At 59.2% G+C, this 23,609-nt stretch carries 16 protein-coding genes; 7 read left to right on the top strand and 9 right to left on the bottom strand.

Features of this window, described 5'->3' with window-relative positions:
• The 7 genes from algG to yaaA all read right to left on the bottom strand — a co-directional run bounded on the left by algG (nt 1) and on the right by yaaA (nt 10,294).
• Nucleotides 1–1,560, bottom strand: a complete 1,560-nt coding sequence (gene algG / locus ACIOMR_RS11150) for a mannuronan 5-epimerase AlgG (RefSeq protein WP_043225844.1) — start codon at nt 1,558–1,560, stop codon at nt 1–3.
• Nucleotides 1,560–3,047 (bottom strand): alginate export family protein, encoded by a 1,488-nt coding sequence (locus ACIOMR_RS11145; protein WP_003216288.1) that lies wholly within the window; start codon nt 3,045–3,047, stop codon nt 1,560–1,562. Before ACIOMR_RS11145 ends, algG begins: the two co-directional genes overlap by 1 nt.
• Nucleotides 3,044–4,423, bottom strand: a complete 1,380-nt coding sequence (gene algK, locus ACIOMR_RS11140) for an alginate biosynthesis TPR repeat lipoprotein AlgK (RefSeq protein WP_401194064.1) — start codon at nt 4,421–4,423, stop codon at nt 3,044–3,046. Before algK ends, ACIOMR_RS11145 begins: the two co-directional genes overlap by 4 nt.
• Nucleotides 4,424–4,558: 135 nt before the next feature.
• Nucleotides 4,559–5,728: an alginate biosynthesis protein Alg44 gene (locus ACIOMR_RS11135; RefSeq protein WP_003216292.1), complete on the bottom strand. Its 1,170-nt coding sequence runs from the start codon at nt 5,726–5,728 to the stop codon at nt 4,559–4,561.
• Nucleotides 5,729–5,764: 36 nt separating this feature from the next.
• On the bottom strand, nt 5,765–7,246 hold the full coding sequence (gene alg8, locus ACIOMR_RS11130) for a mannuronan synthase (RefSeq protein WP_017477650.1): 1,482 nt from the start codon (nt 7,244–7,246) through the stop codon (nt 5,765–5,767).
• Between the two features lie 84 nt (nt 7,247–7,330).
• A complete protein-coding gene (locus ACIOMR_RS11125; RefSeq protein WP_003216295.1) occupies nt 7,331–8,647 on the bottom strand; it encodes a nucleotide sugar dehydrogenase in 1,317 nt (438 codons plus the stop codon).
• Nucleotides 8,648–9,514: 867 nt separating this feature from the next.
• The gene (yaaA, locus tag ACIOMR_RS11120) at nt 9,515–10,294 is read right to left on the bottom strand and encodes a peroxide stress protein YaaA (RefSeq protein ID WP_008435666.1); all 780 of its coding nucleotides are present in this window, start codon (nt 10,292–10,294) and stop codon (nt 9,515–9,517) included.
• 297 nt (nt 10,295–10,591) lie between these two features.
• Here yaaA and ACIOMR_RS11115 point away from each other — a divergent pair, with 297 nt between their 5' ends.
• The 5 genes from ACIOMR_RS11115 (at nt 10,592) to moaE (ending at nt 14,789) form a co-directional block, all read left to right on the top strand.
• Entirely contained in the window at nt 10,592–11,716 is a 1,125-nt protein-coding gene (locus tag ACIOMR_RS11115) for a polysaccharide deacetylase family protein (RefSeq protein WP_003216300.1), read from the top strand.
• Between the two features lie 349 nt (nt 11,717–12,065).
• Nucleotides 12,066–13,460 (top strand): PhoH family protein, encoded by a 1,395-nt coding sequence (locus ACIOMR_RS11110; RefSeq protein ID WP_010170407.1) that lies wholly within the window; start codon nt 12,066–12,068, stop codon nt 13,458–13,460.
• Nucleotides 13,461–13,624: 164 nt separating this feature from the next.
• On the top strand, nt 13,625–14,098 hold the full coding sequence (gene moaC / locus ACIOMR_RS11105) for a cyclic pyranopterin monophosphate synthase MoaC (protein ID WP_008435663.1): 474 nt from the start codon (nt 13,625–13,627) through the stop codon (nt 14,096–14,098).
• Complete coding sequence (gene moaD / locus ACIOMR_RS11100) at nt 14,095–14,337, top strand: molybdopterin converting factor subunit 1 (RefSeq protein ID WP_401194057.1); 243 nt, start codon at nt 14,095–14,097, stop codon at nt 14,335–14,337. The genes moaC and moaD overlap by 4 nt, the downstream gene beginning before the upstream one ends.
• Nucleotides 14,338–14,339: 2 nt before the next feature.
• Nucleotides 14,340–14,789 (top strand): molybdopterin synthase catalytic subunit MoaE, encoded by a 450-nt coding sequence (gene moaE, locus ACIOMR_RS11095; protein WP_087692831.1) that lies wholly within the window; start codon nt 14,340–14,342, stop codon nt 14,787–14,789.
• 50 nt (nt 14,790–14,839) lie between these two features.
• Here the strand turns inward: moaE and ACIOMR_RS11090 are convergent, their stop codons facing one another.
• Nucleotides 14,840–15,976, bottom strand: a complete 1,137-nt coding sequence (locus ACIOMR_RS11090; RefSeq protein ID WP_401194054.1) for an NAD(P)/FAD-dependent oxidoreductase — start codon at nt 15,974–15,976, stop codon at nt 14,840–14,842.
• A gap of 254 nt (nt 15,977–16,230) precedes the next feature.
• On the opposite strand from ACIOMR_RS11090, the gene ACIOMR_RS11085 reads away from it, so the two are divergent.
• Nucleotides 16,231–17,256 (top strand): hypothetical protein, encoded by a 1,026-nt coding sequence (locus ACIOMR_RS11085; protein WP_087692829.1) that lies wholly within the window; start codon nt 16,231–16,233, stop codon nt 17,254–17,256.
• A gap of 46 nt (nt 17,257–17,302) precedes the next feature.
• On the top strand, nt 17,303–22,075 hold the full coding sequence (locus ACIOMR_RS11080; protein ID WP_401194051.1) for an RHS repeat domain-containing protein: 4,773 nt from the start codon (nt 17,303–17,305) through the stop codon (nt 22,073–22,075).
• A gap of 11 nt (nt 22,076–22,086) precedes the next feature.
• On the opposite strand, the gene rhlB is transcribed toward ACIOMR_RS11080, so the two are convergent.
• Nucleotides 22,087–23,574 (bottom strand): ATP-dependent RNA helicase RhlB, encoded by a 1,488-nt coding sequence (gene rhlB, locus ACIOMR_RS11075; RefSeq protein ID WP_032899430.1) that lies wholly within the window; start codon nt 23,572–23,574, stop codon nt 22,087–22,089.
• Between the last annotated feature and the right edge of the window lie 35 nt (nt 23,575–23,609).

Here is a 23,609-nt window from a genome sequence, read left to right as displayed (position 1 = left end):
TCAGTCCTGCATTTCGGTCTGGCGTTCGACAGGGTCGATCAGCACGGCTTTCTTCTGGCGTACCAGCAAGTCGAGGATCTCTTCCTGGCGATCGCCAAGAACGCCCGAGAAGCTGATGCCACTGGATTTGGTCGGCGCAAGCATCGATACGCGGTACAGCTCGACGCTCAACGGCGAGTCGATGGACAGCGGCCCGCTGCCGTTGGCGGCCAGTTCACCGCCGACCACGATCAGCGAGACCTTGGTGTCGAACGGGTCGAGGGCGATGTCGCGGTCGGTGTCGGTCAAATCCTTGATGTGGCCGTACACGCCGGTCAGCCCGTTGGCCATGGCAATGTTCTCGTACAGGCGAATGTTCACGCTGTTACGCACGCGGATGCCGTGGCGACGGTTGCTGATCACCTTGTTGCCCCACAGCAGGTTATCGCCGCTCTCATAGAGGGTGATGCCGTCGGTGTGGTTGCGGTAGATCTCGTTGTCGGCGATCAGGTTGTTGACGCTGTTACGGTCGATCACCAGGCCCGAGAGCTTGTTGTCGAAGCTGCGGTTGTTGAAGATGAAGCTGTCGTTCACTTCCCGGGAAATGATGATGCCGTGCTTCTTCTTCGTGCCGTAGACGGTGTTGTCGGTGATGATCAGGCCGTGTGAACGGTCGTGGGGGTCAATGCCGTAGACGATGTTGTCCTTGTAGGTATTGCCCTTGAGCACAAAGCCGGTGGTTTCGTAGCAGTAGAAGCCGTACCACATGTCCGAGAACTCGGAGTCGACGATCCAGCCCGTCGGCTCGGGGCGCTTGAGCACCTTGGCCATGTTCGGCGTGTACTGGGAAATACTCACGCCATACGACTTACTGTTGGCGTAGCCGAAACTGGCCATCTTGCTGTTGGCGATGTAGGTCTCGGTGCCGCCCCAGGCCAGCAGGAACGGGCGGAATTCCTTGGGCGACTGGAAGGTCGCCGGGCCGTTGGTCTTCTCGCGCCAGCCGGTGATTCTGGTGTCACGTACGAACAGCTGGCCGTCGTTGATCAGGAACGAACCGGCTTCCTGGGACAGGCGCAGCTCTTGAGTCTGCTTGTCGATTTCGAGGATGCCTTTACGGCCCACCACGATCGGCAACTTGGCCAGGAACACCCCCGGCGAGGTTTCGCTGAAGTACTGCTTGGGCACTTTCTTCAGCAGGTCCTTGAGGTTCATGTAGCCGTCGTCGACAAAGATCGCCTGGGGAATGCCGTGCTGGCGCACTACCCATTCGGCCATCTTGTTGTCGCCGCCGATGAAGTCCTTCAGGGCGTCTTCCTGCATCATCCGGCGGATGCTGATTTTGCCTGGCTTGGTACGCACGATCTTTTTCGCGATATTGGCCGCGGTGTAGCCGGACACGTCCGGCAGCGCAGGCTTGGCCATCTCCAGCGGCTCGGTCGGCGGGCTGGAGATGGTGTAGGTCTTGGCCTGTTGCAGCTCTTTGGCGATGGTCGGCGCTTTGTCGGCGAAGGCCGAGGCGCTGGCCAACAGCATGGCCGCGACGAGCAGGCTTTGAGACTTCATTGCGCAGGCTCCCATCAGAACTTCCAGATCACGTCGACAAAGGCGCGATGCATGTACGAGTCGACCTGGCTGCCATAGGCGTCGCCCGGCTTGAACACGCCTGCACGGAAGCGCACCAGGGCCGACGGCTCGTCGATCGACTGGCTGAGCCCGGCCGGCAGCAGGCCTTTCTTGAAGTACTTGGTGACCACCAGGTCCATCTCCTGGCCCAGGTCTTTCTTGCCGTCTTCAAGCGGCAGGGACGTGCTGGACAGGATCGCGCCGGTCACGTCATCGGTGTTGTTCTGCACGGCATCGATGCCGTTGCTGCCCACCGGCTTGTTGCCGTCGACGCGCCAGAACTTGTGGTACACAAGGCTTGCGTCATAGTCCTCGCGCAGCTGCCAGGACCCGAACAGGCTCATCGACTGCATGTTGTTCATCTCGCCGCGAAACGCTTCGCCGAAGCGATGGACGCGGGACTGGGTACCGGTCCAGTTCGAACGGTTGCTTTGCAGGCCGTTCTGCTCGTATTCGGCACTGGCGCGGGAGTAGGCGGCGCCCACTTGCCACTGCGGGTCGAGGCGCAGGCGTACACCCAAATCGGTGGCCCAGCCATTCACGTCATCGCTGCGCTTGGCGTTGGCCGGGCGGGTGCCGTCGGCGTTCAAGGCGTTGACCGTGTCGCGGTCGCCCTGCATGCCGGTGACGCTCGCCCAGTAGTTGACGGTGTTGGTGTTGCGCCAGTTGTAGGCGTCGCTGTTGGCTTCGATGCCGAGCCAGGTCAGGTCGCCGTTCTCGCGCTTGTCCAGCGAGTCGGTGGCCACGCCCGGTTCCGGGTAGTCGAGCTTGCCGTCATCATGGGTGTGGTGCGCGCGCAGGCCGATCCACTGGCCTGGCGTCCACTGATAGGCGGCGTCGGCGTACAGGTGCTGACGGTCCTTGTCCTTGGGCGACAGTTCCTTGAGGTCGGTGCGGTATTCGCTGAAGCGCTCGGCGACGCCGACATTGGCCTTGAGCAAGGTGGTGTCGAAGGTCCAGTTCAGCGCTTCGATATTGGTGTCGCGCCATTGGCCGTCGTCATTGCGCAGGCGTTGGCGACCGAGCTTGAGGATCTCGCCGGGGTAGGGCGTGAAGCCGCCATAGGCGACCCAGAACTCGCGCATCGCCAGGTAGTTCTTCTTGCTCTTGCGGTCGTCATTGCTGGTCTGTTGAGTGGCATCATCCGAGGACTGTTGCAGGGTGTCGGTCTCGATGATGTCGCTGGAGGTCACGGCCTGGCCCATGGCGTAGGCGCTCCAGTTGCCGCTTTCACCGTAGATCCACGGGCGCAGGTCAAGGCCGATGCCGTTGACGTCGCCGCCTTTCTGGGTGCCCAGGTCGCGGTCATCTTCGGACTGGCCGGTGACTTTGACTTCCAGGCCGAAGTTCTTGGCTTCGGTCAGCGCCGCCAGGGTCGGGCACGACCACAGCAGGGCGAAGGTCAGGCCGATGCCGGCCTTGACGAATGGGTTGAGCTTCATAGGGATTCCTCGCCGTCTTCTTCTTGCAGGGCGTGCAATTGCAGCGTGCTTTGGGCCAGGGTGCCGCGCACGGCCAGTTCCTGTTGCACCAGGCGTTGGCCTTCGGCGCGTTGTTCCGGGGTCAGCGGCGCTTCGAGCTGGGTCGCCAGGTCGTTGGCTTCCGGCGTGTCCTGGGCCTTGGCCAACTGGCTGAAGACATAGGCGTTAAGCGGGTCGGGCTTGGTGCCCTTGCCTTGGGAAAACAGCTGGGCAATCGCGAAGTCGGCGCTGTTCTGGCCGTTGCGCGCAGCGGTCAACAGATGGTCCAGGGCCTTTTGCGAATAGACCTTGCCCAGGTAGCCACGGCGGTAGATCTGGCCGAGGTAGTAGTCGGCGGCGACTTCGCGGCCGACGGCTTTCTGGAAGTGTTCTTCGGCGGCCTTGGCGTCAGCCGGGACCCACTTGCCTTCGTAGTAGAGCTTGCCCAGCAACAGTTCGGCGCGGGGCTGGTCGGCGGCGCGGCCGTTGTCGAGGTACTTCATCATCTGGTCGACGTCGCCCCGTTCCGGGAAGTCGTAGAGCAGTTGCGCCAGGCTGACCCAGGAGGCCGGGTAGCCGGGGGCGATTTTTTCCAGCAGGGCCTGGGCGGTTTTTTCGTCGGTCTTGCCCAGGCTTGCATCACCCAGTACACGAGCCACGCTGTCGACCCGTTGGGCGGTGACGGTGCCGCGGCTGTAGCCGGCTTCCATCTGCTTGAGCAGGTCGGCCTGTTTTTCCGGCTCGGCTTTTTTCTGGTAGACCGTGGCCAGCTCGACGTAGCAGATATCGGTGGTGTTCAGCGCCGCCTTGCAGATGCTTTCCACTTCATCCAGGTGCTGGTCGTAGGTGTCCTGGGTGCGATACAGCAGCACCTGGGCGAGACCGGCTTCCGGGTAACCCGAGGCGCGCCATTTGCTGATCTGCTGCTGGGCGTTGATGTTCGGGAAACTGTGCGGGTATTGCAGGTAGAGCATTGCCAGCGGGATCAGGGTGTTGCCTTCGCCATTGGCAAAGGCTCTTTTCAGCAGGCCTTCGGCTTCATGGTGTTCGGCTTCGGTCGCGCCGGGCTTGGCCACCAGCAGGCGGCCCAGGCGTGCCTGGGCACGGGGCGATGTATCGGCGGCCGCGCGGTACGTCGCTTCGGCCTGCTTGATTTGCTCGGGGTCGCGGGTGCCGACCTGGATATCCGCCAGGCCCACTTGGGCCTCGCTGTAGCCCAAATCCGCGAGCTGCTGGTAGTTCTGCTGGGCAGTGACGGTGTCGCCACGTTTCAGCGCTTCATTGGCCAGGCGTTGGTCGGGCAGACCGGCGCAACCGGCGAGGCTGACCGCAACAGCCAGCAACGCCACAGTTCCCATGTGGGAGCGGGCTTGCTCGCGAAGGGGCCCTGTCAGTTGATGCATGTGTTGGCTGACACACTGCTTTCGCGAGCAAGCCCGCTCCCACAGGGATTGCGGTGTTTTTGAGAGAGTCATCACAGGCATGTCCTCTGCTTACAGACCGTTGGCCATGGCTTTGTCGATCAGCCAGTTCAGGGACGGGCCGCGATCGCTGGTCACTTCAACCGGGCGACCGGCGTAGGTGCTGTCCAGCGGGGCGTCGGGTTTGATCTGCACGCGGATGTCGGAGGACATTTCGCTGCTGTTCAGGCTGGTGCTGCTGACGATGGTGCCGGTGCGTACCTGCTCTTCATCCGCTACCTGGAAGTTCACGCGGGTGCCCGGGCGAACGTCGGCAAACTGGCGATAGGAGAAACGTGCATCAACGTTGGCCTGGCTGCCGCGTGGCACCAGTTGGAAGATCACGTCGCCCTTGCTGGCGTACTGACCGTCGGCGACCAGTTGCTGGGCCACGACGCAGTCGCAAGGGGAGGTGAGGGTGCCGGTCATTTGCTTGCCGAACAGCTCTTCGACCTTGGCCGGTTGCAGCTGGTCTTCGTCCAGATGGCCCTTGAGTACGTCGAGCATGCTGGTGCTGAAGGTTGCCAATGGCGCGCCTTTGGCGGCGACCGCATCGCCTTTGATCAGGCTTTGCACGGTGCCATCGCGGGGCATGGTCACGTTCATCCCGGGCACGCTCACCAGGCCGGAGGTGGCGTGGCTGACGAAGTACATGCCGTACACCGATTTGACCACGAAGCCGAATGCCGCCAGGCCCACCACGAAGATCCCGAGGCTGAAAGTCACCGCCCGCAGGCGGCCACCGACGCTCATGTTGCTGCCGCCGTCCTTGACCTTGCGCGCCTTGGTGAAGTTGTCGCGTTGCAGGGTTGCCAGCACGTCACCCATGGTCACGATGTCACCGGCCAGGTGCGAGGTGATCAGGTGGCGCAGGGTGGAGATGTCTTGTGCATCGAGGTTCTGGAACTGGCAACCGGTGCGGCCGGTCTGGCGGTCGTAGGAGCGAATCTGCAGCTCGACGTCCATCGCCAGGCCCAGGTTGTCGATCACGAACTGCAAGCGACCCTTGTGCACATCGCCGACTTTCAGCGGCTGCTGCGGGGCGTTGAAGGCCAGGCCGCCGGCTGACAGGTCGATCACCCGCACTTCCATCGGTGTTTGATCGGCGCCGAAGAAGCGCAGCTTGGCCGGGATTTTGACCCGGGCGTGTTGGCGCTGGGCTTCGGATTCGTGGACAACGTTGGCGTTTACTGGGCTATTCATGGTGTTTAGTTCCTAGTTAATTCAGGCTTGGCAGGGTCAAACCATCATCAGCAACACGGCGACGAAAATGCTGCCGGCGGAGAAGGTCATGGTCCGAGACGACCAGGTGTTGAACCAACGTTGAAAGCTGGCCAAATCGCGGGTCAGTTTGGTGTCCTGGCGGGTCCAGGACTGTTGATCAAGGCGGAAGAACACGTAGATCTTCACCAGCGCGCCCATGATCTGGTTGTAATAGAGAATCACCGGGTAAGCCGGGCCGATCTTGTGGCCGGAGCACGACAGCAGCAGGGTCAGAATCAGGCGGGTGATGCCGATCCACAGCAGGTAGGCGAGGATGAACGCGCCGCCGTATTTGAAGGTGGCGATGATCGCCACGGTCAGCCCCAGCAGGGAGGTCCACATCGACACGCGTTGATCAAACAGCACGATGCTGGTGAACAGGCCCAGGCGACGCATACCCAGGCCCAGGGCACGTGAGTTCTGGCGCAGGTTGTTGCCGTACCAGCGGAACATCAGTTTGCGGCTGGCCTTGATAAAGCTCTTTTCCGGCGGGTGTTCCACGGTGTGAATCGCGGCATCCGGCACATAAAAGGTGTCGTAGCCCAGGCGCATCAGGCTGAACCAGCTGGACTTGTCGTCACCGGTCAAAAACTTGAAGCGGCCCAGGCGCCAGTGTTGCAGCGAGTCGCTTTCCACATCGGCAATGAAGCCCGGGTCGGTGACCACGTTGGCGCGGAATACCGACATGCGGCCGGTCATGGTCAGCACGCGTTTGGACAGGGCCATGGAGCACATGTTGATGTGGCGCTGGGCGAAGCGCAGCTTGTGCCACTCGCTCATGATGTAGCCGCCGCGCACTTCGCAGAACTCGTTGGTGGTCAGGCCGCCGACATTGCCGAACAGCTGGAACCACGGCACGGTCTTGCGCACTACGCCCTCGGCGAGCACGGTGTCGCCATCGATCACGGCCACTACGGCACGGTCGTCCGGCAGGTGGCGGGAGATGGCGCGAAAACCGAAGGCCAGGCCGTCACGCTTGCCGGTACCGGCGATGCGCACGAAGTCCAGTTTGACGTGGTCGGGCGGGTTCATCCTGGCCCACAGGCTCTTGACCAGCAGCTCATCGGACATTTCCACCAGGGAGCAGACCACGGTGGTAGGGAAGCCACATTCGATGGCCTCGCGGATCACCGAGCTGTAGACCTGGGCCGTGGTCAGCGCGTCGATCCGAAAGCTGGTGACCATCAGGAATACGTGGGACGGGTCTGCTGCCTTGCCCAGCTTGCGCACTTTGCGCCGCAGGTGCGGGTAGACCACGTACAGGAACAGCATGCCGCGAAAGAAATGCGTAGCACCCATCGAGTAGCGCCAGATACCGACGGCGCCAATCAGGAAAATAAAATTCTTCGACTCTGAGTCGAACGTACTCGCCGGCAACAGCAGGGCGAGTCCCATCAGCAGGCTCAGGAAAAACAGCCAGCCGGCAGATTGGAGGAGTACGTGTTTTAACTTGGACATAGGCGTCATTCCGCAGGTGAAGGAGGCTTCAAGCAGCAAGCGCCGGGGATCAGGACGCTTGCCGCTTGAAACTTGCCGTTGCTGTTACCAGCAAATGCCTTCGGTACGGCCGCTCACGCTGGTGGCCTTGGACATGAAGCCCACCAGGTCGACCACTTGCTTGCCGTGGGGTGCGTTGTGCGCCAGGGCACGGAACTTCTCATCGCGGTTGCCCAGGATGATCACGTCGGAGTTGTTGATCACTTCGTCGAAGTCCGAGTTGAGCAGGGACGACACGTGAGGGATCTTGCCTTCGATGTAGTCCTTGTTGGCGCCGTGCACGCGAGCGTATTCGACGTTGCTGTCGTAGATGCTCAGGTCGAAACCCTTGCCGATCAGCATCTCTGCCAGTTCCACCAGCGGGCTTTCGCGCAGGTCATCGGTGCCGGCCTTGAAGCTCAGGCCCAGCAGGGCGACTTTGCGTTTGTCGTGGCTGGAAACGATGTCGAAAGCGTTTTGCACCTGGGACTCGTTGCTGCGCATCAGCGAGTTGAGCAGCGGCGCATCCACGTCGAGGGAGCCGGCGCGGTACGTCAGGGCGCGCACGTCCTTGGGCAGGCAGGAACCGCCGAAGGCAAAGCCCGGGCGCATGTAGTACTGGGACAGGTTGAGGGTCTTGTCCTGGCAGACCACTTCCATCACTTCGCGACCGTCGACACCCACCGCCTTGGCGATGTTGCCGATCTCGTTGGCGAAGGTCACTTTGGTCGCATGCCAGACGTTGCAGGTGTACTTGATCATCTCGGCGACGGCGATGTCCTTGCGGATGATCGGCGCGTCGAGTTCTTCGTACAGCGACTGCAGAACATCGCCGGAAGCGGTGTCGAATTCACCGATGACGGTCATCGGCGGCAGGTCGTAGTCGGCGATGGCGGTGCTTTCACGCAGGAACTCAGGGTTTACGGCGACGCCGAAGTCGACGCCGGCTTTCTTGCCCGAGCAGTCTTCGAGAATCGGAATCACCACATTGGCCACGGTACCTGGCAGCACGGTGCTGCGGACCACGATGGTGTGACGGGAGGTCTTGTCACGCAGGACAAAACCGATCTCGCGGCACACCGATTCGATGTAGTTGAGTTCCAGGTCGCCGTTCTTCTTGCTCGGCGTGCCGACGCAAATCATCGACAGGTCGGTATCACGGATTGCCTCGGCGAAATTGGTGGTGCCGCGCAGTCGGCCGGTTTGAACGCCCTGGCTTAACAGCTCGCCCAGACCCGGTTCAACGATGGGGGATTTACCCGCGTTGATCAGGTCGATCTTTTCCTTGGAGATGTCTACGCCAACGACCTCATGGCCCCGTGCAGACAGGCAACCGGCACATACCGCGCCGACGTAACCCAAACCAAATATGCTGATGCGCATCGCATTTACCTCATTGTTAATCGTGCCACTAGATGGCCGGAGTTCATGTTTTGAAGCGTCACCCAGGCACTGGGAAGTGCGACGAATAAACGTCGGTATATCCAGTGCAGGCATACTAAAAGTCGAGTGACTAACTAATGCACTCAAGTTGTGCGCAACTTGGCCTTATTGTTGGGGCTTGCCCTGAAATGCAGCCAGCCTTCCTGGGGAAGGGCCTGGCGCCAGTGCCGCAAGGCGTTGACAGGGGCTTTGAGCCCTTATATATCAACGGCTTGGGTTGTCTCACTGACCCATACAGGTGAGCTCAGCCTTGGCCTTGTCGGAGAAAGTAGTGAAACCTTTGCGTCCGCCTTCAACTAATCAGTTGATGATTTGACCATTGAGTCAAAGTTATATGACAACTTTGCTACTTCCCTTGGTCGCCACGTAAGTCATCTCTTACATCTTCAGAGATAATCGTTACCGGTGGTATGAGCGGTGCTTTAGGACATAGTTCCTGTCCACTCATCCTGTTTCCGGAAATTTCTTGAAATATTAGGAAAGATGGCACTAGTACTATTCTGATAGCACTTGCTATTTAGGCCAGTAGTTGCGGGGAGTTGCGAGGGGTGAATAGTTTTGTGCCACTACTGTTTTAAAAAAGTGGTGCCACTACGAAAAAAATTGACGAATGTCGAGTGAAATAAATGTTAGGGAATCTGAAGAATTATTTTTGACGCCAAATAAATGACGAATTCGGAATTGGATGCAAACAAAATGTGGGAGCGGGCTTGCTCGCGAAAGCGGCGTGTCAGGCAATAAAGGCATCGACTGAACCACCGCTTTCGCGAGCAAGCCCGCTCCCACATTTGGATCTTCGTTGTCAGGTTATTCCGGTGCGTGATCCCGCAGGAACACCAGGTTATCCGGCTTCGACTGCTCCGCATTGAAGCGATAACCCTGCACGTCAAACTCCTTGAGCCTGGCCGGGTCGTTGATGCGTTCTTCAATCACGAAGCGGCTCATCATGCCCCGGGCCTTCTTGGCATAGAAGCTGATGATCTTGTACTGGCCGTTTTTCAGGTCCTTGAACTCGGTGTTGATGATTCGCGCATTCAATGCCGGGCGTTTGACTGCCGAGAAGTACTCGTTGGACGCGAGGTTGAGCAGCACGTCATCGCCTTGTTCGGCCAGGGCTTCGTTGAGCCACTCGCTGATGCGGGTGCCCCAGAAAGCGTACAGGTCCTTGCCACGGGCGTTGGGCAGTTTGGTGCCCATTTCGAGGCGGTACGGCATCATCAGGTCCAGCGGCCGCAGCAGGCCGTACAGGCCGGAGAGCATGCGCAGGTGGTCCTGGGCGTAGGTGAAGTCGGCGTCCTTGAGGGTTTCGGCGTTGAGGCCGGTGTAGACGTCGCCCTTGAATGCCAGCAGGGCTTGTTTGGCGTTGGCGGGGGTGAAGGCGGGGGTCCAGCTGCCGAAGCGTGCGGCGTTGAGGCCGCCGATTTTGTCGGAGACGTGCATCAGTTCGCTGATTTGCGCCGGGCTGAGTTCGCGCAGTTGTTCGATCAGCTCCTGGGAGTGGTCGAGGTATTGCGGCTGGGTGAAGCGCGGGGTGACCGGCTTTGACTCGAAATCGAGGGTTTTGGCGGGGGAAATCACCGTCAGCATGAAGTCGTCTCCTTTAATCGTGGGGGGATTCTAGGGGGTAGGGCGGTTTGACTCCACCTATGATGGTGATAGATAGCTGTGCGATCGTTGGGGGGGGGCATATCCGTTTCTGCGGTTACGGCGGCTTATGGTTTCGCTCTTACAGCGAGTCACTTTGCAAAAGCGTTCAAAAGTGAGCCGCTGTAAGAGCGGAACCAATACAAGCCATCACTCAAATAACGCATATACACACCAACCCAATAGCGCCCCCACACGATCGGCTATAGTGCCCGACGACTCTGGAAAGGGAGACCCTTCGTGCGAATTGCGCTTTTACTGTCAGCCTGGCTCATCTGCCTGGGCGCCCAAGCCGCCCCCGTGGATGTCGCAACCCTGGACCGCGGCACCTGGCCCGAACGCCTCAGCAGCCCCGCCCTGTTCGACGTCGCCTCACGCGCAGAAATCCTGATGTTCGCCCACACCCTGCTCGCCAGCGAATCCCTCGACGAACCCGCCCTCAAGCAGCGCCTGGGCCTGAAGATCATCAACCAGGCCTCGATCGACGACCTGCGCCGTCAACTCTGGCAACGGCTACTGGAAAACTACACCTTCGCCCAACAAAGCTGCGAACAGGACGCCTCCTTCTGCTACCTGGTGGAAAACATGGACGACCTGCGCGAACAAGCCGCCAAATTCGAAGTCAGCGACAACTCCTTCTATATAGGCTGGGCTGGCCCCAGCCGCGCATTCCACGAGCGCTACCTGGATGAACAGTTGCGCAAGGCCGCCCTGTTCCCCCAGATCAGCAGCGAAATCGCGCGCTTCGGCGACCACGAGCGCAACGGCGACGAACTCAACGACCGGATGTTCCTGCTGACCTTCGACAGCGGACCGTCCCCGGTCAGCGGCAATACCGACTGGCTCGCCGACTACCTGCGCAAACAGAAAATGCACAGCCTCTTCTTCGTGCTGGGCAACAGCCTGCAAACCCGCGTCGAGAAAAGCTCGGCCACCGATGTGCAGGCGCTGTACCAGGGCCAGTGCGTCGGCATCCAGGGCTGGCAGTACCGCTCCCATAGCCATTGGGTCGACTGGCAGTCGTCCATCACTCGCAGCGCCTCCCTGGCGCAAAACCTGATGCCGGAAAACTACCTGCCGCTGTTCCGCCCGCCGTACGGTCAGCGCCGGTCCGACAGCCAGGGATTTTTCCAGTCACAAGGGCTGCAAGTGGCCTTGTGGGACATCGACTCGGAAGACGAACCCGGCAAGCTCAAGGCTGATGAGTCGGCGAACCGCGTGCTCACGCTGATGCTGTTGTGGCGGCGCGGGGTGATCGTCTTCCACGACACCCAGGACAAGGCGCGCATCGCTTTACCCTGGCTTTTACACGCCACGGCAGAAAGTGGACTCGGCTGGCAGGATTGCCGCGAAGCGTTTCGCTGAAAAAGCACGAAAAGCCCGGCCCTGTTGGGGCTGAGGTTTTTCAGGGGGGAATTTGAGAGGTATTTCGATACAGGCGGACTTCCGACTTTAACGGTGCAATGCCGGCGCGCCTAGTGCTATTCGTCATCCTGAAAAATAAACTTCAAAAAAGCGTCAAAGTGCTTTTTCCTGTCATGTGTTTTGCGGTATTACGAAGACAGACAGCCGAAACCTGCAACACAGGTGGCGTCTTCCAAGACACCTCTTGTGTGCACCGCACTTGACGCCCCTCAAGTGCGTTCGACGGTCGAATCGAGGCGCAGCACTGTCGCGGTATTGCGTCGACTGGCTCCCACAAAGGTGACCGAGTATGGATGATCATGGACGTAACCCTTCTTCCGACCAGCCAATCCTTTATGTGCTTGATACCAATGTACTGATTCACGATCCAAACGCACTGCTCAACTTCGAAGAACACCACGTCGCCATCCCGATGATCGTGCTTGAGGAGCTCGACAAACTCAAAAGCGGGCACCACAGCGTTGCCGCCGAATGCCGCCAGGCCATCCGCCTGATCGACAAGACCCTCGGCGAAGCCTCCCCCGACGACGTCGAGGTGGGCGTACCGATCCAGCGTGGCAAAAGCGGGCCCAAGGGCTTGCTGTCGATTCTGATGAGCAAGCGCAGCGAGCCCAACAGCCTGCTGCCGGAAAATCTGAACGACAACAAAATCATCAACCAATTGATCGACCTGCACGCACGCGACAAGGACCTGCGCCTGGTGCTGGTGACCAAAGACATCAATATGCGCCTCAAGGCACGAGCGTGTGGGATCGCTGCCGAGGACTACAGTACCGACCAACTGGTTGACGACGTGTCGATGCTGTCTCGTGGTTATCACACCATGACCGGCTCGTTCTGGGATCGCGTCAGCAAGGTCGAAACCCGTCAGGACCATGGCCGCACCTGGCACCAGGTACAGCTGATCGACAACCTGCCGGCTGTGCACATCAACGAATTCATCATCGACGAACAGGGTTTTGTGGGCTGGATCAAAGAGATCCAGGTCGACAAGCTGCTGATCCTCGACCTGCATCAGGAACCCCTGTTGCACCAGGAAGCCTGGGGCCTGAAACCGCGTGATATTTACCAGAGCCTGGCGCTGTATGCCTTGCTTGATCCGGACATCCACCTGGTCAACCTGACCGGCGCCGCAGGTTCGGGGAAAACCATCCTCGCCCTGGCCGCCGCCATCGAACAGACCATGGTTACCAAACGCTATCGCCGCATCATCGCCACCCGCAGCGTGCAGGGCCTGGACCAGGAAATCGGTTTCCTGCCCGGCACCGAAGCGGAAAAAATGGAGCCGTGGCTGGGGGCGATCACCGACAACCTCGAAGCCTTGCACATGGATGACGAAAACACCCATGGCAGCGTCGATTACATCCTCAGCAAAGTGCCGTTGCAGTTCAAATCCCTCAACTACATTCGAGGTCGCAGCTTCCAGCAGAGCCTGATTTTGATCGATGAATGCCAGAACCTCACGCCGCACCAGATGAAAACCATCATCACCCGTGCCGGCGCCGGTTCCAAAGTGGTGTGCCTGGGCAACCTGGCACAGATCGACACCCCTTACCTGTCCGCGACCAGCTCCGGGCTGACTTACCTGACGGAACGCTTCAAGGACTTCCCGAACGGCGTGCACATTGCGCTGCAAGGTGTCCCTCGCTCGATTCTGGCCGAATACGCCGAATCTCACCTGTAACCACGGTCAATGTGGGAGCTGGCTTGCCTGCGATAGCATCACCTCGGTGTAACTGACATACCGAGGTGCCTGCATCGCGGGCAAGCCTGACTCCCACAAAAGCCCGCTCCCACATTTGATCGGCGTTGGGTTTACAATCGGAGCTCCTGATCAGGAGTATCCCTGTGCTGACTCATCTCGATTCCCAAGGTCGCGCCCACATGGTCGACGTCACTGAAAAAGCCGTGACGTTCCGTGAAGCCGTGGCCGAAGCGCGGGTGCGCATGTTGCCCGAGACCCTGAAAATGATTGTCGACGGCGCCCACCCCAAGGGCGACGTGTTTGCCGTGGCCCGTATCGCCGGGATCCAGGCCGCAAAAAAAACCAGTGATCTGATTCCCCTGTGCCACCCGTTGATGCTCACCGGGGTCAAGGTCGAGCTCAGTGCCGATGGCCTGGACGCGGTGCGCATCGTCGCCCGCTGCAAACTCTCCGGGCAGACCGGCGTGGAGATGGAAGCGTTGACCGCGGCCAGTGTTGCCGCCCTGACGATCTACGACATGTGCAAGGCCGTGGACCGTGGCATGACCATCGAAACCATTCGGCTGCTGGAGAAACTCGGCGGCAAGAGCGGGCATTTCAAGGCGGACCAGGCATGAGCATCAACGTACTGTTTTTTGCGCGCTACAGCGAAGCGATTGGCCTGGACTCCCTGGAGATGGAAGGTGACTTCGCGACGGTCGACGCTGTACGCCAGGCATTGGCCGGTGACCCGGAATTCGCAGTGCTCAATGAGGCCAGCCTGATGTGCGCTCGTAACCAGGAACTGTGCGACCTTGATGAGCCGCTGCAGGCTGGCGACGAAGTGGCATTCTTCCCGCCCGTGACCGGAGGCTGACCATGGCGATTCGGGTGCAGGCCGAGGCGTTTGATCCCGGCGCCGAGGTCAATGCGATGCATGCGGCCAATGTGGGCGTAGGCGCGGTGGTGAGTTTTGTCGGCTATGTGCGCGACTTCAATGATGGCCTGGATGTGGCGGGGATGTTCCTCGAACACTACCCGGGCATGACTGAAAAGGCCCTCGGCAAAATCGCCGTGGAGGCCGAGCAACGCTGGCCGCTGCTCAAGCTGGAAGTGTTGCATCGCATTGGCGCCCTGGAGCCGGGTGAGCCGATCGTGTTTGTTGCGGCGGCCAGTGCCCATCGTCAGGCGGCATTCGATGCCTGCGCCTTTGTGATGGACTACCTGAAGACGCGCGCTCCGTTCTGGAAGAAGGAAAACACCAGCGAAGGGCCGCGCTGGGTGGAAGGGCGCGACAGCGATCACGCAGCCGCTGACCGCTGGAAATAACGTGTGGCGAGGGAGCTCCCTCCCCACAGCAAGCTCCCCCGCCACACAGGTCAGGTCGAGGCGTGCAGCCGGTGTGGAGAAAGCATCGCTTCGGTCAACCCGAACGCCGCCAATGCATCCGGCAAAGGCTTGCCGCGCACCAACGCCGCACTGGCCTGGCCCATCGCTGGTGAGGTCTGGATCCCGTAGCCGCCCTGAGCCGCAATCCAGAATAATCCCTCCACCTGTGGATCGAACCCGCAGACCAGATCACCATCGCTGACGAAACTGCGCAGCCCGGCCCAGGTCCGCGCAGGCCGGCGGATGCTCAGGGTGGTGGCTTCCTCGATGTGATAGATGCCCGTGGCGATGTCCAGCTCTTCCGGTTGCACGTCGTGGGGCTCCACCGGGTCGGCATTGGCCGGTGAGCCGAGGAACATGCCGGCGTCGGGTTTCATATAGAACGAACCATCGAGGGCCGCCAGCTCCGGCCATGCGTGGATGTTCAGCTCGGCGGGTGGAGAGAAGACGAACGCGCTGCGACGTTTGGGTTGCAGGCCGATTTTCTGTGCACCGGCCAACTCGCCGATATGGTCGGCCCAGGCGCCGGCGGCGTTGATGATCACCGGGGCGCTGAAGTGTTGTTGGGCCGTGCGCACTTGCCACAGTCCCTGACCGTCGCGGGTCAGTTTCTGCACCTCACTGTCGGTGTGGATTTCTCCGCCATTGCGCCGAATGCCGCGCAGGTAACCTTGATAGAGCGCATCGGTATCGATATCACACACGGTCGGGTCGTAGATCCCGCCATGGACTTTTTCCCGGCGCAGGATCGGCATCATGGCCATCGACTCCTCGACGTCGAGCAGTCGCGTTTCTGGCACAAGGGCTTTGGCACTCAGGTAGTGGCGCTGCAACTCATCGGGGTCGCCAATCAAGTCCACCAGCAATTCGCCCCGTGGGGTGAGCAATGGGTGTTCGGCAAAGCCTGCGGGCGGCTGATCGAAGAAGGCGCGGCTGCCCAGCGTCAGTGCGCGGACCTGGGGCGTGCCATAGGCGGCGATGTACAGGGCGGCGGAACGGCCGGTGGAGTGGTAACCCGGCATCGACTCGCGTTCCAGCACGATGACGCGGGCATGGTGTGACAGCCAGTAGCCGGCGGATGCGCCGGCGATGCCACCGCCGATGATGAGGTAGTCGGCCTGGTTCATGTGTTCCTCCTGGATTTGAAAATGCTGAAACCAAATGTGCAGGCTTGCTTGCTCCTCCACAAGCCCGCTTTCACATTTATATTCAGCCTGGCGATAAAGCAGGAAATCGCTATTTCCTTTTGACCTGAAAATTCCGGAAAAACTGTTATTTCTAACAGTAGGCGGTCCCTTCTATAAAGCGCTTACTTGCATCAGGCCGGTACAAGATGTGGCGTTGATGATAACTGTTCTCTATGTTGGATAAGGAGAAGGAAATGAAAGCGGAAGATCCCAATGTTCGTTTAAAAACGTTTGATATTGAATTTCCTCGCGATGGTGGCAATGTAGTTAATAATGAGGTGTATCTGGGTGGCAAACAGCAATGTCAAGTCAATATAATTGTCCAAAAGGAGAGAAGAAACGCTGAAGGTATATGGGAGCTGGCAGCCTTTGAGGCGACGGAGCTTGAAAGTGCCACGGTGGTTGAGTATTCCACAAACCCAGAAGCGACAATTCCGGCCGGATGGTATTGTGATACAAAAAGGAACGAATTTAACATGGGTCGGTGGTCGGGGGTGCTTGAGGAACCCAGCATGGCTACAGCCCCTTCTAACCCTATTATTCAGCCGATGCCCGGTATTGGTCCGCTCGAAAATGAGAAGCGATACCTGAGGTGTGATCTGAGATCAAGTGGTAATCAGCAGTTTATGGCAAAAATTACGGTGGGACGTAAAACATATACAACTAATATGGAGAGAGATAATGTTAATTATCAATCATCTGTCACTGTTAAGTGTCAAGAGCCCTATACATTGTCTGCTGAGCGGCTCGATCATTGGGCTGATACCGACGCCTTTTCAGTGCAGGGTGTGGATGTGGATATTTATTATTGGACGCCCCCCCTTGGGTTGAGATTTGTCGAGAATATACCTCCGACTGATCCCGTAAAATTAAAAGATTCATCTGTTCAGGGGGATCACTTTGATATTTACTACACTCGGGACATTGGGCACGGTATTAGACAGATCGGCGGTGTCATACGGGGTAATACTGTTGGAAACATCACAATGAATAGCCTGCTGAAAAAATCTTCAGGGGGAAATGACCCAATTCCTGCGAACAAGCGCAATACCATCATGCGTGCTGCGCGAGTCAAGGCCTGGTTGGATAACCCCAACACCGATCAACAAGGGGCCAGTATTTGGACAATGGTCGATAGTTATGGCTGCTCGCATCACTATTACCTGACCGAGACCGACAATTACAATGTGATGGTGCTGCGCGCCACTTCAAAACCCTGACGTTCCAGGCATTTCATCCCCTCTCCAAGTGCGAAGCGGTGGACCTATGGACATCTATTCGAACGCGTTTAATTTCAGTGCCCACCTCGGCGGTTCGGTTGACCTGCGTACCGGGCAGTATGGGTGTCTGATTCGTTTGGCAGTCTTGAGCCCAAAAGGGCCGTTAGAGGTCAGTCGAGAGATTGCCTTGGCGTTCTCGATGATGGATACCCGCAACAGTGGCTACGGTAAAGGCTGGAGCTTGTCGAATACCGAATTTGACCCGAACAGCTTCAAGCTTACGCTACTCAACGGTGAACAATATCTAACCCAAGGGCTGCCCTCCGTAGGGGACAATGCTGTTATTACCGACCATAAGTTGAAGGACCTCACCATAAAACGGGTTGCGCAAAATACGCTGCACGTAATTTACAAGGATGGCACTGTCGAAATCCTGCGTCCCCTCAGCATTCCCGGTCCCTATAAGATCAGTGCTATCCAGTTCGAAAATGGCGAGCGGCTGAGCTTCCGGTATGGCGGTAATAACTTATTGCAGAGCATTGTTGACGATAAAGAAACCGACCTGTTGATGCTGAAGTATTCCGCCGGATCGCTGGTAACCGCCGATACACTAATTGATGGTAATCGTTATGCCCGTACGCGATTTGAATATAGTCATATCGACAACCAACTGACCAAGGTCACGGTTCCTTATGACCTGGCCGGGCCAGTCGCAAGTGAGGCCTATTCGTTTCAGTACCTCAGGTTGCCTGACGCAATGGTGGCTATTTCGCAGGTTATGACACCCATGGGGGGGCAGGAGATAATTCGGTATAACCCCAATGGGCTTCAATACGATGCCCGTTTGTATATTCCGGTCGTCACCCACTGGGAGCAAAACCCTGGGCGCGGGCAGCCCTCTGTCGTCCGCTCCTATAACTACAGTCCCAACCGTAACTTCACGGGATATCCTCTGAATGGCGGATTCGGCCAGGGCCAGGATAATTTGTATCGGGTGGATAGCGAGTACGCTTATTGGGCGGAAGAAACTTACGTTGATAATAATGGCAAGCCCCTGCGGTCTACCCGCGCCACTTATAATCGTTTTCACCTGATGACTGAGGAATTAATGCTAGCCAATGGCAGCCAGGTCAAAACCGAGACTGTCTACAATGAAGTTCGGGGCGTCCAGTTTCCAAATCAGCCCGCCAATCTCCAACTTCCGAGCCGCATCACCAAGACCTTTGAGCTGTATCCCCAGGGTGGCAAACCCCCAAGGGCGGAAGTGGTCAGTATCACCACCGATGACTTCGGCAACGAACTAAGCCGCACCGAGGCCTCCGGCGTACGCACCGAATACACTTATTACCCGGTGACCGGCGAGCCCCGAAGATGCCCTGCCGACCCCCATGGACTCTTTCAACGTTACCTGAAGCTGGAAAAGCTTTTCCCGGCCAGATCGACCACTGCGGCTCGGACCACTGAACATTCCCACACCGACGTCTCGATAACGGGGGGCGGCTACTTCGTCATGCCGCTTGCCATCAACCTTGAAGGGGGCACCCATACGTCTTATACCTATCATTCTGTGGCCGCCAACCCCGCCCTGCATGGTCGCTTGAAAAGCTCCACGACGACGATCGACAAACTCTCTCTGGTCTCCGATTTCACCTGCACCTTCAATGGCGACTCGATCACCGAAGTCCGGAGCTTGAAGGGGCGTGAGCCTGGTCAATGGCTCGAGTCCGCGCGCACGTGGTCACTGACCAATCAGCGTCTGCTCGACATGACACGTGATGCCGTCGGCAGCCTGGCGATGACGTACGATGTCAGTGGGCGGCTGACATCGGAAACCGCCGCGCCAGCCACGCTCCAGATGGCCCGACGTCGTTATGCCTATCACTTTTCGGCCGGGGCCAAGATGGCCCATTTGGTCACCACGGATGCACAAGGCACCGTGCTCTTCACGTATTTCGATGGCATGGGACGCCAGCTCTCTGCTGCGCAATCGCTTGATGGCATCGCGGACAATGACAGGCTTCTGGGTTCCTGGGCGTACGACGCACTCGGGCGGCTCGTGAAGCAAACCCGTCTGGATTATCTGGGTGATGGGCCGCGTACATTGAAAACCAGCCACGCCTATAACATCTGGGGCAACCCGTGGACGGTAACTCAACCCGATGGTCGGGTATTGATCGATGAATATGACCCGCTCCTCAACCGCCGGGTGACGGGGGTGCAAGGTGACGCGCAACTGGAAACCTGGTTCAACGAACACAATCAACCGGCACGGGTTGAGCGGGTGAGCATTGGCGGTGCGCGCATTGTGGTGGAAACCCGTACTTATGACGGGCTGGGCCGCTGCACGGAGCGCATCGATGCCAGGAAGACCAAGACTGAATACGCCTATGACATTTTTGATCGTGTGGTGCGCAGCCTGGAAACCCCATCCGACGGAACGCCGCCCCGTGAGCGGTTGACGACGTATGCGCTTGGCACCAGCGAGCCAATGGTGCGCACCCTCACCGTAGACAGCAAGCTGCTTGGCACGCGTGAATACGACAGCCTGGGCCGCGTCATTTCCCAAGCGCGTGGCAACGCAACAGCCACGACCTGGGAGTACAAGCCCAACCAGGTTGCGCCAGTGGCGGTGACTTCGCCGCGCGGTGATCGTCAAGAGTACGGTCATGATCCTGAGCTGGAGACATTAACGAGCGTCAAGATGGCAGGGCATGCACCGATAGACCTTGAGTACGACCCCATCAGTGGAGCGATGCGACAATCACTCACCGCCGGGCTCAAGCATGAGATGAGTTACGACGAGAACGGCTATCTCGCCAAGGAAGTCCAGACGCTGGGCAGCCAGCCCTTGACTAGCCTGACGAGTTATTCGCCGGGTGGGCGGCTGTTGCGGCACTCCGCGGCGGATGGGCAGCACAGTGACCTCGTATATGACCAGTTCGGACGCCTCCAACAGACCACCACCGGTTTCGTCCGCATGATCCGGACTTACGATAGTCTGGGCCGCCTTTCGGCGCGAACCCTCAATTATCAAATGCGTCTTACCGACTCGGTGACCTTTGACGCATGGGGGCGTGAGTCGGAACGCAAGCTGGAACAGGACGGTGCGCTACTGCAGAACATTGTCAGCACCTATTACGACGATGGCCTGCTGGCCACTCGCACGTTGAAAGACGCGAATGACGCCGTGGTCACGGGCGAGACGTTCACTTACGATGGTTATTCGCGACTCAAATCCTATGTGTGCGAGGGCACGCAATACCCGATGGATAAATTGGATCGGGCGATCAAGGAACAGCGTTTCAGTTATGACGGTCTCGATAATATGACTGAAGTGCGGACAACGTTTATCGATGGCAGTAGCGACCGCAGCGAGCGGTTTTTCCAGGGTAAGGACCCTGCCTGCCTGACGCACCTGACCCATACAAACCCGGTACGAAACCTGACCCTGAGCTATGACGCCGCCGGTAATTTGCAACAGGGCACCTTCGGTCGCGGTTTCACGTACAACGGTTTTGACCAGCTCACTGCTGTACAGACCGCCACAGACAAGTACAGCTACCAGTACGACGGCGAAGCACGCCAGGTGCTTGCTGCGCGAGGCAACGAAGCTCCCGTGATGCTGGCCTATGCCGGGGATCGGCTCGACACGCTGGCGCAGGTCAGCATGCGGGCACGTTACGTGCGCGACGGTGACCAGGTGGTGGCCTACCGAGATAGTGGTAATTACCAGAAACTACTGGTTCTTGACGGCGCTGGCAGCGTCCGCGGTGTGGTGGCACCGATCACGGACCAGGTGCGCCGGCATTACGCACCCTACGGTGACGCCAGGATCGAGTTGCGGGATGACGTGTCGCCCACGATGATGGAAATGCAATTGCCCGCCTACAACGGCGAACGGCTGGACGTACCGGTCAACCTCTATCACCTGGGTAATGGGCGCCGTGCCTATGATCCCGAACTCATGGTGTTTCTCTCTCCTGATCCCCTCAGTCCTTTTGACGAGGGCGGGATCAACAGCTACGCCTATTGTGGCGGTGACCCGGTGAATTGGTCGGACCCCAGCGGCCTCTTCAGTTTTCCAACATGGGCCCGGTGGGCACTGACCGGTGTTGCACTGGGCATGTCGGTGGTCACCGCTGGGCTTGCAACCGCGGGCTTGCTCGCTGCCATCGGCGCTCAAGCCGCTGCACTGACCATTGCCGGCAAGAGCGCGCTGTTGGTAGCCTCAGGCGCGGCCTCGGTAGGTGGGACGTTGGGGATTGCCGCACTGAGCGTTGAGGCGGTCGACAATCAGATGGGCTGGGATCGCTCCAGTCAAATCAACGTCCTGAACTGGGCATCGCTGACCTTTGCAGCGGTGGGTGTCGCGGCCAGTTTAGGGGGCGCAGGCATAGCGGCGACGGGCGCTTCCCGGGCGGTTGAAGTCGCCGCAAGCCCGGCGGTCCGAAGCTTCAGTCTATTGAGTTCCCAAACAAGGGCCGGATTGCAGGCCGCTGGCAAGTTGCTGACCGGTGCTTCTTACAAGTTCTTCAATGACATTACGCTGCCAAGCCAAGCCTGGGGGGTGACGCGTTTTGGCTTGCGCGTGGTCAATCTGTACCGCTCGGTCGACGGTCGGATCAGAAAGCGCCAGCCGGCAGCGCCTATCGGGGGCGATGCCGAGAACTTGCAGCAGCCACTGGGGCAGCCGCAACCCCAGCCTCAGGCCCATCGCCTTGTCGATATGTCGGGCAGCAGCTTCACTTTCCATGAGGCCTTTTCGCAGGAGGCCTCGCGTGTTCGCCAACCCATCCTGGCCGAATGGAATTCGGCCTGAGGTCTTCCAGCTTAAGGGCGTTTGCGCTCCACCGGACGCAACAAATGCGTCGGTGGCGTTTCGCAGCTGATCTTGCGGCCCAGCAAGGTTTCGATCGACGGCAACTGATACGAGTCGTCTTCACCGGCAAAGCTGATGGACACGCCCGCCGCGCCCGCGCGGCCGGTACGGCCAATCCGGTGCACGTAGTCGTCCGGCACTTCCGGCAGGGTGAAGTTGATCACGTGGCTGATGCCATCGATGTGAATCCCGCGTCCGGCCACGTCGGTGGCCACCAGCACGCGAATCTTGCCTTCGCGGAAACCTTCCAGGGTCTTGATGCGCTTGTGCTGCGGCACGTCGCCGGACAGTTGCGCGGCATTCACGCCATCACGCACCAGGCGTTCTTCGATGCGGCGCACTTCGTCTTTGCGGTTGGCAAACACCATGACCCGCTCCCAACCGTTGTCGTTGACCAGGTTGTAGAGCAGCTTGTATTTGTCGGCACCGGCCACGGCATAGATATGCTGTTCGACGTTCTCGCTGGCGACGTTGAGTGCCTCGATCTCGACGATGGACGGGTCGGTGGTCCACTGCTTGGCGAGGTTCATCACGTCTTCGGTGAAGGTCGCGGAGAACAGCAGGGTCTGGCGCTCGTTTTTCGGCGGGGTCTGGCGAATGATCTGACGCACTTGCGGGATGAAACCCATGTCGAGCATGCGGTCGGCTTCGTCCAGCACCATCACTTCGACCATGTCCAGGTGCACGTCGCCGCGCTGGTTGAAGTCCAGCAAGCGCCCCGGGGTGGCCACCAGGATGTCGCAGTGGCGCGCTTCCAGGTGCTTGAGCTGCTTGTCGAAGTCCATCCCGCCAACAAACGTCATCACGTTGAGGCCGGTGTACTTGGTCAGGTCGGCGGCGTCCTTGGCGATCTGTACCACCAGCTCCCGGGTCGGGGCGATGATCAGTGCGCGGGGTTCACCCATGTAGCGCTCTTTTGGCGGTGGGGTCTGCAACAACTGCGTAATGATCGAGATCAGGAACGCAGCGGTCTTGCCGGTACCGGTCTGGGCGCGACCGATGGCGTCTTTGCCGGCGAGAGTGAAGCCCAGCACTTGCGCCTGGATCGGCGTGCAGTACGGGAAACCCAGGTCCTGGATGGCGTGCATCAGTTCCGGGGCGAGTTTGAAATCATGAAAGCGGGTTTTGCCTTCCTGGGGTTCGACGGCGAAGTCTTCCAGTTTCCAGGGAATAACCACAGGTTTGGGCGCGCGTTCACGGCGCGGCTTTTCCTGGCGTGGCTCCTGGCGTGGTTGGTCGGCGGCTGGCTCTTCAGCGACGTTAACCGTGGCGGGTGTGGTCACCGGCTCTTTTTTTGGCGAGGCTACAGGTGCGGTCCGGCCAGGCTGCTGGCCGTCATTGCGGCTGCCTTGAACGTGGGCGGGGGCACTGGAACCTGGCGCGAGCTGCTCAGCCTCGCTTTTACCGAACATCTTCTTGAGTGCTTTGAGCACGGTCATCTCATCAATTGGTTAAGGAATGTACGCCGGCCAGT

The organism is Pseudomonas sp. NPDC087814, assembly GCF_044742865.1.
Classification (GTDB): Bacteria; Pseudomonadota; Gammaproteobacteria; order Pseudomonadales; family Pseudomonadaceae; genus Aquipseudomonas.
Note: the sequence above shows the minus strand (reverse complement) of the source record. Positions and strands in the feature narration are given on the sequence as shown.